The sequence below is a fragment of the Nonomuraea composti genome (assembly GCF_012034275.1).
GTDB lineage: Bacteria > Actinomycetota > Actinomycetes > Streptosporangiales > Streptosporangiaceae > Nonomuraea > Nonomuraea composti.
Window position 1 is genome coordinate 56869 of sequence record NZ_JAATEP010000018.1, and the last position, 14729, is coordinate 71597.

At 70.7% G+C, this 14729-nt stretch carries 14 protein-coding genes; 4 read left to right on the forward strand and 10 right to left on the reverse strand.

Features of this window, described 5'->3' with window-relative positions; translation table 11 throughout:
• Positions 1-129: 129 nt before the first annotated feature.
• A complete protein-coding gene (locus tag HCN51_RS25020; RefSeq protein ID WP_240973223.1) occupies positions 130-1743 on the reverse strand; it encodes an endo-1,4-beta-xylanase in 1614 nt (537 codons plus the stop codon).
• Positions 1744-2049: 306 nt separating this feature from the next.
• Between HCN51_RS25020 and HCN51_RS25025 the strand changes: the two genes are divergently transcribed.
• From HCN51_RS25025 to HCN51_RS25040, 4 genes are all read left to right on the forward strand, one after another.
• Positions 2050-3711: a class I adenylate-forming enzyme family protein gene (locus HCN51_RS25025; RefSeq protein WP_168012118.1), complete on the forward strand. Its 1662-nt coding sequence runs from the start codon at positions 2050-2052 to the stop codon at positions 3709-3711.
• 231 nt (positions 3712-3942) lie between these two features.
• On the forward strand, positions 3943-4350 hold the full coding sequence (locus HCN51_RS25030; protein WP_168012120.1) for a hypothetical protein: 408 nt from the start codon (positions 3943-3945) through the stop codon (positions 4348-4350).
• A gap of 36 nt (positions 4351-4386) precedes the next feature.
• On the forward strand, positions 4387-4740 hold the full coding sequence (locus HCN51_RS25035; RefSeq protein ID WP_168012122.1) for a nuclear transport factor 2 family protein: 354 nt from the start codon (positions 4387-4389) through the stop codon (positions 4738-4740).
• Between the two features lie 125 nt (positions 4741-4865).
• Positions 4866-6155, forward strand: a complete 1290-nt coding sequence (locus HCN51_RS25040; RefSeq protein ID WP_346433780.1) for an MFS transporter — start codon at positions 4866-4868, stop codon at positions 6153-6155.
• Between the two features lie 98 nt (positions 6156-6253).
• Here the strand turns inward: HCN51_RS25040 and HCN51_RS25045 are convergent, their stop codons facing one another.
• From HCN51_RS25045 to infC, 9 genes are all read right to left on the reverse strand, one after another.
• Complete coding sequence (locus tag HCN51_RS25045; RefSeq protein WP_168012126.1) at positions 6254-6997, reverse strand: metallophosphoesterase family protein; 744 nt, start codon at positions 6995-6997, stop codon at positions 6254-6256.
• 120 nt (positions 6998-7117) lie between these two features.
• Positions 7118-7354, reverse strand: coding sequence for a hypothetical protein (locus HCN51_RS25050; RefSeq protein WP_206067750.1), 237 nt, complete (start codon positions 7352-7354; stop codon positions 7118-7120).
• A 248-nt stretch (positions 7355-7602) separates the two neighbouring features.
• Complete coding sequence (locus tag HCN51_RS25055) at positions 7603-10155, reverse strand: phenylalanine--tRNA ligase subunit beta (protein ID WP_168012128.1); 2553 nt, start codon at positions 10153-10155, stop codon at positions 7603-7605.
• Positions 10155-11195 (reverse strand): phenylalanine--tRNA ligase subunit alpha, encoded by a 1041-nt coding sequence (gene pheS, locus HCN51_RS25060; RefSeq protein WP_240973233.1) that lies wholly within the window; start codon positions 11193-11195, stop codon positions 10155-10157. The genes HCN51_RS25055 and pheS overlap by 1 nt, the downstream gene beginning before the upstream one ends.
• A 131-nt stretch (positions 11196-11326) precedes the next feature.
• Positions 11327-12418 (reverse strand): sensor histidine kinase, encoded by a 1092-nt coding sequence (locus HCN51_RS25065; RefSeq protein ID WP_080036980.1) that lies wholly within the window; start codon positions 12416-12418, stop codon positions 11327-11329.
• A gap of 50 nt (positions 12419-12468) precedes the next feature.
• A complete protein-coding gene (locus HCN51_RS25070; RefSeq protein ID WP_168012132.1) occupies positions 12469-13272 on the reverse strand; it encodes a TrmH family RNA methyltransferase in 804 nt (267 codons plus the stop codon).
• A 77-nt stretch (positions 13273-13349) separates the two neighbouring features.
• Positions 13350-13733 carry a 50S ribosomal protein L20 gene (gene rplT, locus HCN51_RS25075; RefSeq protein ID WP_043622113.1) on the reverse strand — a complete coding sequence of 128 codons (384 nt, stop codon included), beginning with the start codon at positions 13731-13733 and terminating at the stop codon, positions 13350-13352.
• Positions 13734-13760: 27 nt separating this feature from the next.
• Positions 13761-13955, reverse strand: coding sequence for a 50S ribosomal protein L35 (gene rpmI / locus HCN51_RS25080; protein WP_043622108.1), 195 nt, complete (start codon positions 13953-13955; stop codon positions 13761-13763).
• Between the two features lie 121 nt (positions 13956-14076).
• Positions 14077-14721, reverse strand: a complete 645-nt coding sequence (infC, locus tag HCN51_RS25085) for a translation initiation factor IF-3 (RefSeq protein WP_080036978.1) — start codon at positions 14719-14721, stop codon at positions 14077-14079.
• Positions 14722-14729: the final 8 nt, after the last annotated feature.

Below are 14729 nucleotides of genomic sequence, written 5' to 3' on the forward strand. Positions count from 1 at the left end.
TTCCCTCCAGGAAGCCAGCGAGCCGCGCGGCGACGCCGGATCCGTCGTGGAGAGAATCCCCTGGGGCTGGTGCCGATGCCGGGCGGGCAGGAGGGCAGGCCCCAGGGGATCCTCGATCAGGGGCCCTGATCAGGCGCAGGTGTAGCCCGAGGGCGTCTGCGTGTTGCCGCTGGGCCGGGTGACCTGGAAGCCGAAGCTGGTGCTGGCGTTGGCCGCCAGGTTGCCGTTGTAGGCGGCGTTCTTGGCGGTGACGGTCTGGCCGCTGACGGTCACGGAGGCGTTCCACGAGCCGGCGAGCGTGTGGCCGGCGGGCAGGGTGAAGGTGACGGTCCAGCCGGTGATCGCCGAGGATCCGGTGTTGGTGACGGTGACGGGCTGGACGACGTAGCCGTTGTTCCACTGGGTCTGGACGGTGCCGGTGGCGGTGCATCCGCCGCCCGACGGCCCCGACTGGGTGGTGAACGTGGCGAGCGCCGAGTTGGACGACAGGTTGCCGGCGCCGTCGCGGGCGCGGACGTACACCTGGTACTGGGTGTTGGGGGTGAGCCCGGTGAGGTTGATCGAGTTGGTGGTGCTCTGCCCGAGCTGCGTGTCCGTCGTCCCCTGCTCGCGGTAGACGTTGTAGCCGGCCAGGCCGCTGCCGCCGCTGTCGGTGGAGGCGGTCCAGGTGAGGGTGGCGGAGTTGGAGGTCACGTTGCTGGACGTGGGCGTGCCGGGCGCGGTCGGCGGGGTGGTGTCGGTGCTGGTGCCGCCCGCGAGGGCGTCGTGCACGGCGGTGTAGGCGGGCTTCTGCTGGTAGTTCTCGTCGTAGATCAGTGCGGCGCCCTGGCCGGAGAACGTGTCGGGCACCCAGGAGTACTTGTCGGTGAAGCCCCAGATCGTCACTCCGGCGCAGGCGGTGACGGCGTTGCAGGCGTTGATGACGTTGCGGTAGTAGGTGGCCTGGGTGGTGTCCTTGCTGGAGTCGCGGGGCATCTGCATGCGGATGTCCAGCTCGGTGACGCGCACCTGGACGCCGAGGTCGGCGAAGCGCTGCATGTTCTGCTGGATGTCGCTGGGGAAGCCGTACTGGATGGCGAGGTGGCCCTGGAAGCCCACGCAGTCCACGGGCACGCCCTGCTGGCGCAGCGACGAGACCAGGTTGTACATGGCGGTGCTCTTGGCGTTGATGCCTTCGACGTTGTAGTCGTTGATGCACAGCCGGGCGTCGGGGTCGGCGGCGCGGGCGGCGCGGAAGGCGTCGGCGACGAAGCTCTGGCCGAGCGTATTGTACCAGAACGAGGTGCGCCAGCCGCCGTTGTCGTCGAACACCTCGTTGACGACGTCCCACGACGTGACGGCCGGGTTGTCGGCGTAGCGGCCGACGACCTGGCTGATGTGGTTCTGGATGGCGGTGCGCATGGCGGAAGCGCTGAGGCCCTGCACCCAGCCGGGCGTCTGCTGGTGCCAGATGAGCGTGTGGCCGTGGACCTGCTGGTTGTTCTGGGTGGCGAAGTTGACGATGGTGTCGGCGCCGGAGAAGGTGAACTGGCCCTGGTTGGGCTCCGTCGACTCCCACTTCATCGCGTTCTCGGCGGTCACCTGGCTGAACTCGGTGGCCGCGATGGTGCGGTAGGAGGTCTCGTTGGCCAGCGGGCTGGTGGCGAGCGCCGCGCCGATGAACTTGCCCCTGGCGGCGGCGTGCGTGCGCAGCGGCGCGGACGCCTCGGCCGAGGTGGCGGGCAGGAGGAAGGCTGCGAGCATCCCCACTAACGTGAGGAGTCGTAGGAGCGAGGACGAATGCACGGACATCTACCTCCGGAGGCAGGCACTCGATTCCGAAAGTTTCGGTCTGTTCCAGACCGCATGGCAGACGGTATTGACATGCGCGTGAGCGGTCAATGGCAGGCTCATCACGGCGTTAAACCAGCAGTTGGAAGCCAGAAACTATCGGTAGATCAATGAAACTTTCACATCCACCGCGTCTCTTTATGACTGTCTAGCGCGACGTACCTACCGGTCGGTACTGTGAAATCTCCGGAATAATCGTCCACTGCGGGAGTTCTGCGTATGTCTCTTTCGCACGCCCAGGTCCAGGCCCAGCTCACCGCCCCCGGCCAGCTCTTCGAGATGGAAGAGATCGGCGACACCGGCGTACGCACGTGGAAGCACGCTCCCGCCCATTTCCGCGCCCTGCTGGAGATGAGCAGGTTCCACGGGGACAAGGTGTTCCTCGTCTACGAGGACGAGCACATCACGTTCGAGGAGCACTTCCGCCGCGCCGCCACCCTCGCGGGCAGGCTGGTCGAGGAGTACGGCGTGGCCAAGGGCGACCGGGTGGCCGTGGCGATGCGCAACTACCCCGAATGGGTGGTCGCGTTCTCGGCCGCGCTGGCGGCGGGAGCCATCGCCGTCCCGCTCAACGCCTGGTGGACGGAGGCCGAGCTGGCCTACGGCGTGCGCGACTCCGGGGCCAAGGTGCTGATCGCCGACGGCGAGCGCGCCGTCCGCCTCGCGCCGACGGGCGTGCCGCTGATCGTCACCAGGGGCGAGGTGCCGGCCGGGGCGCGCGCGTTCGACGAGGTCATGGGCGAGGTCGTCGCGGACGTGAAGCTTCCGGACGTCGAGCTCGCCCCCGACGACCCGGCCACCATCTTCTACACCTCCGGCACGACCGGCAGCCCCAAGGGCGCGCTCGGCAGCCACCGCAACATCGGCCAGGCGCCCATGACCGTCGCCTACGGCATGATGAAGGCGGTCGCCATGGCCGGCAAGGACGTCGGCGCGGCGGCCGGCGCCCGCCGGATCACGCTGCTGACCGTCCCGCTCTTCCACGTCACCGGCTGCTTCTCGGCCATGACCACCACGATGTTCAGCGGCGGCGGCCTGGTGCTCATGTACAAGTGGGACCCGGAGCAGGCCCTGCGCCTCATCGAGCGGGAACGGGTCACCGCCATGATCGGCGTGCCGACGAACGCCTGGCAGCTCATGTCCCACCCCGACTTCGGCAAGTACGACCTGTCGTCCCTGTCCACGCTCGGCTACGGCGGCGCCCCCGCCCCGCCCAAGCTGCTGGAGCGCATCACCACCAACCTGCCCAACCGCGCCCCCTCCAACGGCTACGGCATGACCGAGACCTCGGCCCTGGCCATCGGCAACGGCGGCGCCGACTACCACGCCAAGCCCGACAGCATCGGCCTGCCCTCCGCCGTCGTGGACGTGCGCGTCGTCGACCCGATGGGCGCCGAGCTGCCGCCGGGCGAGGTGGGCGAGCTGTGCGTGCGCGGCCCCAACGTCATCCTCGGCTACTGGAACAAGCCGGAGGCCACCGCGCAGACGTTCGTCGACGGCTGGCTGCACACCGGCGACCTGGCCAGGATCGACGACGAGGGCTTCGTCTACATCGTCGACCGCGCCAAGGACATGGTGATCAGGGGCGGCGAGAACGTCTACTGCGCCGAGGTCGAGGCGGCCCTGTTCGAGCACCCGGCCGTGGACGACGCCGCCGTCATCGGCGTGCCGCACGACGAGCTGGGCGAGGAGGTCGGCGCGGTCGTCCGGCTGGCGCCCGGCCAGACGGTCACCACCGAGGAGCTGCAGGGCTTCCTGGCGGAGCGGATCGCCAAGTTCAAGATCCCGGTGCACGTCTGGTTCCGCGAGGGCGAGCTGCCCCGCAACCCCGGCGGCAAGATCCTCAAGACGCATCTGCGCCGCGAGGTCCTCGGCCTCTGACCGGCACCTTCCGGGGCCCGCCGCGCCGTGTCCGACAGCTCCTGGGGGTCGTCCCCCAGGAGCTGTTCCGTCTTGTGACGGTCCTCACAGTGCCCGCGTTTCCCCTGCTCGGCCCGCGTCCCGAACGCTGATCACCCCCGCGCATTACCTGGCGCGTAATCGCGGCTCCTACCCCTGGCCTGACATCTTTCAGGTGTCCGCACGAACGAGGCCATCCCGAAGGAGCCCGACATGACCGCCTTGACCGTCACCGCCGACCGGATGAAGTTCCTGCGCCTCGCGCTGGCCGCCGACGCCGTCATCACGGGCGGCAACGGGCTGATCTACCTCGCCTTCGCCGGCCCCGTCGGCACCCTGCTCGGCCCGGACGCCGGCCTGCTGCGCGGCATCGGCGCCTTCCTCCTGGTGTACGGCATCGCCGTCGGCCTCCTGGCCGCCCGCCGCGCCATCAGCCCCGCCGGCACCAAGGCCGTCATCGCCCTGAACATCATCTGGACGCTGGCCAGCGTCGCCGCCGTCGTCACCGGCGCCGCCGCCTTCACCACGGTCGGCGCGATCTGGGCCATCGCCCAGGCGCTGGTGGTCGCCGTCTTCGCCGAGCTGCAGATCACCGGCCTGCGCAAGACCCGTACGAACTGACACTCACCCCTCTCTCTAAGACGCGGAGCAAAAGCCATGAACCTCATCGACCGCTACATCGCCTGCTGGAACGAGACCGACCCCGAGGCCCGCGCGAAGGCCGTGGCCGAGCTGTGGACCGAGGACGGCACCTACACCGACCCGCTGGCCGACGTCGCCGGCCACGCCGGCATCGCCGCCGTGATCGAGGGCGCGCAGGGCATGTTCCCCGGCCTGGTCTTCACCCCCGGCGACCTGTACGACGCCCACCACCACATCGCCCGCTTCACCTGGCACCTGGGCCCCGAGGGCGGGGAGCCGGTCGCGGTCGGGTTCGACGTGGTCGAGCTGGCCGAGGACGGCAGGATCCGCAAGGTCCTCGGCTTCCTCGACAAGGTCCCCACCGCCTGAAGCCCCCTCCTCGCCACGGCCCTCCCGCACCCCGCCGGAGGGCCGTTCGCATGCCCCGTGCCCTGCGAAAACGAGTTGCCCGTAGGTGCACGGGTGTCCGACAATTGCACATCGTGCTACCTGCCGTGAAACGCCTGATCCGTCACCTTTCGCTGGACTTGAGCCCGTTGCGCGACTCCCGCGACTACCGGCTGCTCTTCGGCTCCGGCGTCATCACGATGTTCGGCACCATGATCACGATGGTCGCGGTGCCGTACCAGATGAAGGAGCTGACGGACTCCTACCTGGCGGTCGGCCTGGTGAGCCTGGCGGAGTTCGTGCCGATGGTGGTGTGCGGCCTGTGGGGCGGCGCCATCGCCGACGCGCTCGACCGCCGCACCATCATCGTCTGGAGCGAGCTCGGCCTGCTGGTCACGTCCGCCGCCCTGCTCGTCAACGCGCTGCTGCCCAGCCCGCAGGTCTGGGTCCTGTACGCGGTCGGCGCCCTGTCCACCGGCCTCGCCTCCCTGCAACGCCCGAGCCTGGAGGCCGTCATCCAGCAGGTCGTCAAGCACGACCAGCAGGCGTCGGCCGCCGTACTGTCGAGCCTGCGCTGGAACTTCGGCGCCATCGTCGCCCCCGCGCTCGGCGGCCTGCTCGTCACCTGGAGCACCGCCTCCGCCTACGCCGTGGACACGCTCACGTTCGTCCTGTCGCTGGTGTTCCTCTGGCGCGTCCGCTCGATCCCGCCCGCCGAGGACGCCGCGCCCGCCTCGCTGCGCTCGCTGCTCGAAGGCGTGCGGTACGCGGTCAGCCGCAAGGACCTCATGGGCACCTACCTCGTCGACATCGCCGCCATGGTGTTCGCCATGGCCACCTCGCTGTACCCGTTCCTCGCCGACGAGCTGCGCGCCCCGCAGGCGCTCGGCCTGCTCTACTCGGCCGCCGCCGTCGGCGCCCTGATCGCCTCGCTCACCGGCCGCTGGACGGCGCGGGTGCAGCGCCAGGGGCTCGGCGTGATCGTCGCCGCCATCCTCTGGGGCGCCGCGGTCGCCCTCACCGGCCTCGCCCCGAACGTCTGGCTCGTCTTCGTCTGCATCGCCCTCGCCGGCGCCGCCGACATGATCAGCGGCATCTTCCGGATGACGATGTGGAACCAGACGATCCCGCCCGAGTACCGAGGCCGCCTGGCCGGCATCGAGCTCCTGTCGTACGCCAGCGGCCCGATGCTCGGCAACGCCCGGGCCAGCCTCATGGCCAACTTCGGCGGCACCCGCTTCTCCCTCTCCGCCGGCGGCATCCTGTGCGTCGCCGCCGTCCTCGGCCTGGCCACCGCCCTGCCGAAGTTCCTGCATTACGACGCCAGGACGGACGAGCACGCGCTCGCCGAAAAGGCCCGCCGCGAGGCCGCCGCAGCCGCGGAGGCCACGGCCTGACCCTGAGGACGTCGCTGACCCTGAGGCCAAGGAGGCGCCGCAGCCCCGCGCAGGCCACCGCCTGACCCTGAGGACGTCGCTGACCCTGAGGGCGTCGCTCAGGCCCTCCCCTCGGCCTGGGCGAACGCCCGCAACGCCTCGGCGTCGGAGTACACGCTGCTCACGTACTCCCGCACCCACTCCTCGATCTCCTCGAACCCGCTCTCGGCCTTGAGCCGCTCCCCCACCGTCCGGGCGTCGAGCGGCGTGCACCGCAACGTCACCGCGCCGCTCTCCCCGTCGAGCAACGCCCAGTGCGCCCCGTACGTCCCGTACGGCATCCCGACGGAGCCCGGATTGACCACGCGCACCCGATCGGCCAGCCGCACGAACGGCATGTGCGTGTTGCCCACCACCACGGTCGCGGCGCTCTGCCCCGCCAGCACCTCGCTCCACCGCTCCAGCGAGCTGTCGACCAGGATCACCTCCTCGTCGCTGCGCGGGGTCGCGTGCACGAACAGGGTCGTCCCCAGCAACCCCAGCTCCAGCACCTGCCGCGCCGGCAGCCCCGCCAGCAGCTCCACCTGCTCGCCCCGCAGCCGCCCGGCCGCCCACCGCGAGATCGCGTACGGGCAGTCCTTCCCCTGAACGACCTCCACGAGCTCCCGATCGGCGTTCCCGCTCACCCACAATGCCCGCTCCCCCACCGAGACCAGCAGATCAAGCGTCTCCACCGGCATCGGCCCCGCGGCCACGTCACCGGTCAGCACGATCAGATCGGCCCCGGCCACGTCGGGCTCGGCCAGCACGGCCTCCAGCGCGGGCAGCACACCATGAACATCGGAGAGAACGGCAACTCGCATGCCCCCACTCTCCCGCGCCCGAACCCCTCCCCAGGCTCATGTTCGCTACCCGACGAACTCCTCAGCCGACTTCAAGCCACCCCGGCGTGCTCCTCGGCAACCTCCAGCCCACCCGGTGAATCAGCCCGCCTCACGCCACCCGTCGTACCGCTCGACCAGCTCATCCACCTTGCGCAGAGCATCATCATCGTGCAGCCCTTCGAGCACGACCAGCCACTGCGCGTCCTCGGCGTCGTCCTCCCCGGCCAGCGTCTCCCGCACCACCCGCGGCACGCTCAGCTCCGGGAACCACTCCCCCAGCGTCTCGGCGACCTCTTCGGCGTCGTCTCTCTCACCGAACACGAGCAACTGCGTCATAGCATCACCTTCTCCCGGAGGCCCCTCTGGCTCAGGCCGCCCCCGCGGGGCCGACGCCGCACCGCACCCTCTACCGAGGGGAAGACATCGTCCTGGTCGCCGAGGCAGTCGGCGAGGACAGCCGGCCACGGGACACGAGACGCAAACCCCTGCTCTACGCCGAGGCCGGCGCCGTGGACCTCGGCCTCACCGCGATCGCCCGCATGTGAACGCGGAAGGGCCGGCACCCGACGTGCCGGCCTCCATCATCAGCCGCGGAGCTGGGCCCCCACGCGGTCGGCCGCCATCGCCACCGCCGCGTCCCGTGCCGCCGTGGTCTCCTCGGCGGTCAGGGTGCGGTCGGCGGCGCGGAAGCGCATCGAGTAGGCGAGCGACTTGTTCCCCTCGCCCACCTGCGCACCGGCGTACACGTCGAACAGCCGGATCGACTCCAGCAGCTCCCCGGCCCCGTCGCGCAGCGCGGCCTCCACGTCGGCGACCGGCGTGAAGTCGGGCACGATCAGGGCGACGTCCTGCGTGGCCACCGGGTAGGCGGACACCGCGGGCGTCTGGACGGGGCCGGGCATGGCGGACTCGAGCCGCGACAGCTCCAGCTCCATCGCCGCCGTGCGCGGGGGCAGCCCGTACGCCTCGACGACCCTCGGGTGCAGCTCCCCGGCGTGTCCGACGAGCGTGTCGCCCACGTAGAGGGCGGCGCACCGGCCCGGGTGCCAGGGCTCGTGCTGGTCGGCGCTGATGGACAGCTCCACCCGCGCCTCGGCGGCGACGAGCCGGGCGGCCTGGACGGCGTCGGCCCAGGAGGCGGCGCGCCCGCCGCCCCACCAGCCGGACCGCTCGAACTCGCCGGCCAGCACCACGGCGACGCGCAGCGGCTGGTCGGGCAGGGCCGCCTCGATGGTGGCGACCTCTTCGGCGGTGGGCCGGCGTTCGACGCCGAGCACGGGCGCCACCTCGGGCGCGTTCGGGCGGGGCCGGTAGACGGAGCCCGTCTCGAAGATCGCCACGTCGGTGTGGCCGCGCCCGACGTTGCGGACGAGGGTCTTGAGCAGCCCGGGCAGCAGCGTCGTGCGCATGAGCGGCTCGTCCTCGGACAGCGGGTTGGCCAGCCGGGCGGCGGCGCGGCGCGCGTCGTCGGCGGGCAGCAGCAGCCGGTCGAAGTCATCGGGGCTGATGAACGGGTAGCTGAGCACCTCGACGTAGCCGCCCTCGGCCAGCGCCCTGCCGACCCGCCTGCGCAGCCGCTGGCCCTCGGTGAGGCCGGCGCCCGCCGGGGCGGAGGGCAGCACGGACGGGAGGCTCTCGTAGCCCTCCAGCCGGATGACCTCCTCGGCCAGGTCGTTGGGGTCGGTGAGGTCGGGACGCCAGGACGGCGGCGTCACGGTGATCATGTCGTCGCCGGTGACGGCCAGCTTGGCGGCCAGCGCGCCGCCGGTCACGACGCCGGTGGGGGCCACGCCGCCCTTGCGCACGGCGGGGTCGTCGCCGTCGACGACCACGCAGCCGACCTGCTCCAGCCGCGCGACCACGGTGTCCTTGGAGTAGTGGACCCCGGCGACGCGGCCGGGGTAGCCGGCCGGGATGGCGATGCGGGCCGGCTCGACCTCGACCTCGGCGTGCGTGACGCCGGGCCGGATGGTGGCGCCGCCCAGCTCGGCCAGCAGCTGCACGGCCCGCCAGGAGGCGACGAGCGGCAGCTCACGGTCGACGCCGCGCTCGAACCGCTTGGACGCCTCGGACACGAGCCCGTGCCGGCGGGACTCGCGGGAGATGCCGGTGGCGGAGAAGTGCGCGGCCTCGATGACGATGTCGGTGGAGGCGTCGGAGATCTCGGTCTCCAGGCCGCCCATCGTGCCGGCCATCGAGATCGGGCCCGACTCGTCGGTGATGAGGATGTCGTCGGGGTCGAGCTCGCGGACGACGTGGTCGAGGGTCTCCAGCCGCTCGCCGGCCGCGGCCCGGCGCACGACGATCTCGCCGCGCAGCTTGGCCCGGTCGAACGCGTGCAGCGGCTGCCCCAGCTCCAGCATCAGGTAGTTGGTGATGTCGACGGCCAGCGACACGGGGCGCATGCCGGCCCGCGTGAGGCGTACGCGCATCCACAGCGGGCTCTGCGCGGCCGGGTCGAAGCCGCTGACCTCGCGCAGCACGAACCGGTCGCACGCGGTCGGGTCGGCGATCGAGGCCGGCCACGCGGGCGCGGTCTCGGCGGGCAGCTCGACGTCGGCGGGGTCGCGGAAGGCCACCCCGAACGCGGTGGCGACCTCGCGGGCCACACCGCGGATCGACAGGGCGTAGCCGATGTCGGGCGTGATCTCCAGCTCGATCACGTCGTCGCGCAGGCCGAGCAGCTCGACCACGTCGGTGCCGATCGGCGTGCCGGCGGGCAGCACCATGATGCCGTTGTGGTCGTCGCCGAGGCCGAGCTCGCGCTCGGAGCAGATCATGCCCTCGGACATGCGCCCGTACGTCTTGCGCGCCCCGACCTCGAACCCGCCGGGCAGCACCCCGCCGGGCAGGACGACGGGCACGCGGTCGCCGGCGGAGAAGTTGGTGGCGCCGCAGATGATCTCGCGCGGCGTCGCCTCGCCCACCTCGACCTTGCAGTGCCTGATCGGCTTCTTGAAGCCGGACAGCTCCTCGAAGTCGAGCACCTCGCCGACCACGACGTTCTTGACGTCGTGGCCGTGGGAGGTGATGGACTCGAGCTTGAGCCCGGCCGCGGTCAGCTTGTCGGCCACCTCGTGCGCGGTGGCCGCCGGGAGATCGACGTACTCCCGCAGCCAGGAGAGCGGGACCTTCATCAGATCTCCATTCCGAACGGGAGGGTGAAGCGGATGTCGCCCTCGACCATGTCACGCATGTCCTCGGCGTTGTGGCGGAACATCAGCGTCCGCTCGATGCCCACGCCGAACGCGAAGCCGGAGTAACGGGAGGGGTCGACGCCGCACGCGATGAGCACGCGCGGGTTGACCATGCCGCAGCCGCCCCACTCGATCCAGCCCTCCGACTTGCAGGTGCGGCAGGGCGGGTTGCCGGGCACGGCGGAGGCGCCCCGGCAGACGAAGCACTTGAGGTCCATCTCGGCGGACGGCTCGGTGAACGGGAAGTAGTTGGGCCGGAACCGGGTCGTGATGCCCTTGCCGAACATCACCTCGGCGAAGCGGTCGAGCGTGCCCTTGAGGTGGGCCATGGTCAGGCCCTCGTCGACGGCCAGGCCCTCGGTCTGGTGGAAGACCGGGGTGTGGGTGGCGTCGAGCTCGTCGGTGCGGAACGTCTTGCCCGGCGAGATCACGTACACCGGCAGCTCGCGCTGCAGCAGCGCGCGCACCTGCACCGGCGAGGTCTGGGTGCGCAGGACCATGCCGGAGTCGGTGGAGCCGACGAAGAACGTGTCGTGGTCGGAGCGGGCCGGGTGGTCCTTGGCGATGTTGAGCGCGTCGAAGTTGAACCATTCGCCTTCGAGCTCGGGCCCCTCGGCCACTTCGTAGCCCATGGCGACGAACGCGTCGGCGATGCGCTCCTGAAGGGTGGTCAGCGGGTGGCGGGCGCCGCGCGGGCGGCGGTCCCACGGCAGGGTGACGTCGACGGTCTCCTCGACGAGCACCCGCGCGTCGCGCTCGGCCTCCAGCTCGGCCTGGCGCGCGGCCAGCGCCTCGTTGATCGCCTTGCGGGCGCCGCCGACCCGCTTGCCCGCCTCGGCGCGGGCGGCCGGGGGCAGTGCCCCGATCTCGCGGTTGGCCAGGGCGATGGGCGAGCGGTCACCCGCGTGCGCCAGCCTGGCCTGCTTGAGTGCGTCGAGGTCGCCGGCCGCCTTGATCGCCGCGATGGCGTCGGCCTCCATGCGGGACACCTCGTCGGCATGCAACGGTGTCACCTCGACGGGATCGTAGTCAGACAAGAGTGGGCTCCGTATCCAGGGCTTGAGCGGAAAAGAGTCTAGTGGGGCCCGCCCACCGGGCCCGCATTCGGCAACTAGACGCTGGCGAAGTCGGGCGTGCCGGTGGGCACGGTAAATCGGAACTCCGCCCCGCCCTCGGGCGCGCGCTGCACCGTGATCGTGCCGCCGTGTGCCTCGACCAGGCCCTTGACGATGAACAGGCCCAGGCCGGTGCCGCCGCGGCGGCGGCTGTTGCCGCCCCGCCAGAACTGCCTGAAGACGCGCGGGGCCAGCTCGGGCTCGATGCCCTCGCCCTCATCGCGCACCGACACGGCAACTCCCCATCCGACGGACTCGATCTCTATTGTCACGGTGCCGCGCCCATGGCGCAGCGCGTTTTCCACCAGGTTACCCAGGATCTGGTCGATCTTGTCCTGGTCGAGCCACATCTCGGGCAGGTCGTCGCCGACGATCAGCCGGAAGCGGTCTTCCGGCTCGCCCGCCGCGACCCGGCCCGCGATGAGCCGGCGCGCCCTGGCGGGGAGGTCGACGACCTGGCGGCGCACCTCCAGCCGCCCCGACTCGATGCGCGAGACGTCGAGCAGCTCGGTGATGAGGCGGGTGACGCGGTCGGCGTCGTTGTTGACCGTTTCGAGCATGACGCGCTTCTGCTCGTCGGTGAAGCGGGTCCACTTGGCCAGCAGCGTCGCGGTGAACCCCTTGACGCTGGTCAGCGGCGAGCGCAGCTCGTGGGCCACGGTGGAGACCAGGTCGGCGCGGCTGCGCTCCAGCCGGGCGCGGGCGCCGCCGTCGCGCAGGGTGATGGTGACCCGCTCGACCTCGCCGCCCCGCTCGGGCTCGCGGACGAGCCTGGCCGCGACGTAGAGCTCCTGCCCGCCGGGCAGGTGCAGCGGCCGCTCGGGGGCCCGGACCCTGGTGCGCAGCCCGCCCTCGGGGTCGAGCGCCTTCCACCAGTCGCGGCCGTCGTGGTCGCGGAACGGGAACACGTCGTTCATGTGCCGGCCGACGGCGCGCTCCATGGCGACGCCGGTGAGCCGCGCGGCCGCGCGGTTGACGGCCAGGACGCACCCATATCGGTCGGTCACGATGAGGCCGTCGGGAAGATCGTCGATGGCTATCGTGCACGCGGCGGCCACTACTCGCCCGTCGGTGTCTGCGCCGTGCACGACCTCGCCTCCTCCGCCTACAACGCCGACAATAGCGGGTTTCCGGCCCCCTAGGGCACTCGCTGCGCCCTGGCCGAGGAGTAAAGGCATACCGCCGCGGCGGTGGCCAGGTTCAGGCTTTCAGCCTGTCCGTAGATGGGCACTCTGACCACATCGTCCGCCTCGGCGAGTATCTCCTCGGGCAACCCCCAGGCCTCGTTGCCGAAGATCCACGCGGTGGGACCGGAAAGATCGACGTCATCGAGCGTGTGCTTGCCCGCGCCGTCGGCCGCCAGCACGCGCAGGCCCCGCTCCCTCAGTTGACGCACGGCGGCGCCCACCGGTGCACCGATGGTCACGGGAAGATGGAACAGGCTGCCGACGCTGGCGCGCACGCACTTGCCGTTGTACGGGTCCACCGAGGCGTCGGTGAAGATGACGGAGTCGGCGCCCGCGGCGTCGGCCGCCCGCATCACGGTGCCCGCGTTGCCCGGGTCGCGTACGTGCGCCAGCACCGCCACCAGCCGCGGATCGCCGGCCAGCGACTCCTCCAGCGGCACGTGCACGAGCCGGCAGACGGCCACCAGCCCTTGCGGGGTCACGGTCTGGGAGAGCTCGGACATGACCTCGCCGCTGGCCCGGTGCACGGGGACGCCCTGGCCGGCCGCCTCGTCGACGATCTCGGGGTGGCGCAGCTCGGCCTCGGCCGTGGTGAACAGCTCCAGCGTCACGTCGTCCAGCTTGAGCGCCTCGCGCACCGCCTGCGGCCCCTCGGCCAGGAACTTCCTGTCCTGCTCGCGGAAGGCCCGCTTGGTGAGCCGCCTGGCGGCCTTCACGCGCGGCGACCTGACGTTGGTCAGCTCGGACCCGGCCACAACTTCCCCTCACCTCGTACAAACAGCAACAAAGGGCCCACCGTCGCTCGGTGGGCCCTCCGGTTGGATCGACCGCTTCAGCTCGCGGCCGGAGCGTTCACGTTCGCCGGCAGCGCCTTCTTGGCGGCCTCGACGAGCGTGGCGAAGGTCTGGCTGTCGTTGACCGCGAGGTCGGCGAGAATCTTCCTGTCGACCTCGATGTTGGCCAGCCGCAGACCCTGGATCAGGCGGTTGTACGTCATGCCGTTCTGACGAGCGGCGGCGTTGATGCGCTGGATCCACAGACGACGGAAGGCGCCCTTGCGGTCCTTACGGTCGCGGTAGGCGTACGTCATCGAGTGGAGCATCTGCTCCTTGGCCTTGCGGTAGAGCCGCGACCGCTGGCCACGGTAACCGCTCGCCCTCTCGAGGACGACCCTGCGCTTCTTCTTGGCGTTGAGCGCCCGCTTCACGCGTGCCATGTTTCTTCTCCCCGGGGAAAGTTCGCGCTACTTGGCGAGCAGCTTCTTGATCTTCTTGGAATCGGCGTCGGAAAGGACGACCTCGTTCTTGAGACGGCGCGTCAGCGTGGACGACTTCCACTCGTTGTAGTGCGCGCGGTTGGCACGGCGACGCTTGATCTTGCCGGTGCCGGTGAGCCGGAACCGCTTCTTCGCACCGCTGTGCGTCTTCATCTTCGGCATGTCGCCGTCTCTCCTCGTTTCGGTCGTGCCGGTGGCCGGGCCGGTGCTGGCCGGCCCGGTCGCGGCGTCTTACGTCTGCCGGTGGCTGCTGGGGTGCTGTAAGGCTAACCCCAGTCGCGGGTCACGCTTCCGTCGGTTCGGAAGGCTCCTCGCCGCCACGCTGGGCCTTGGCTGCGGCCTTTTCCGCCTTCGCCTCGGCCTTCTTCTTGTGCGGACCGATCACCATGATCATGTTACGGCCGTCCTGCTTGGCGTGGGACTCCACGAAGCCGAGCTCCTGGACGTCGTCCGCCAGCCGCTGCAGCAGCCGGAAGCCGAGCTCCGGCCGGGACTGCTCGCGTCCGCGGAACATGATCGTGACTTTGACCTTGTCCCCCGCCTTGAGGAACCGCACCACGTGACCCTTCTTGGTCTCGTAGTCGTGCGGGTCGATCTTCGGCCGGAGCTTGATCTCCTTGATGATCGTGTGCGCCTGATTCTTGCGCGCCTCGCGCGCCTTCATCGCGGACTCGTACTTGAACTTGCCGTAGTCCATGAGCTTGCACACGGGCGGTCGAGCCGTGGCCGCGACCTCGACCAGGTCGAGGTCGGCCTCCTGGGCGAGCTTGAGGGCGTCGTGAATCGAGACGATGCCGACCTGCTCGCCGTTCGGGCCCACGAGGCGAACCTCGGGAACTCGGATACGCTCGTTGATGCGGGGCTCAGTGCTGATGGGGCCTCCTAGGTTTGCGATCCCTACGTGCTCGTCGTCCGGAGCTTGACGCATTCCCCCGA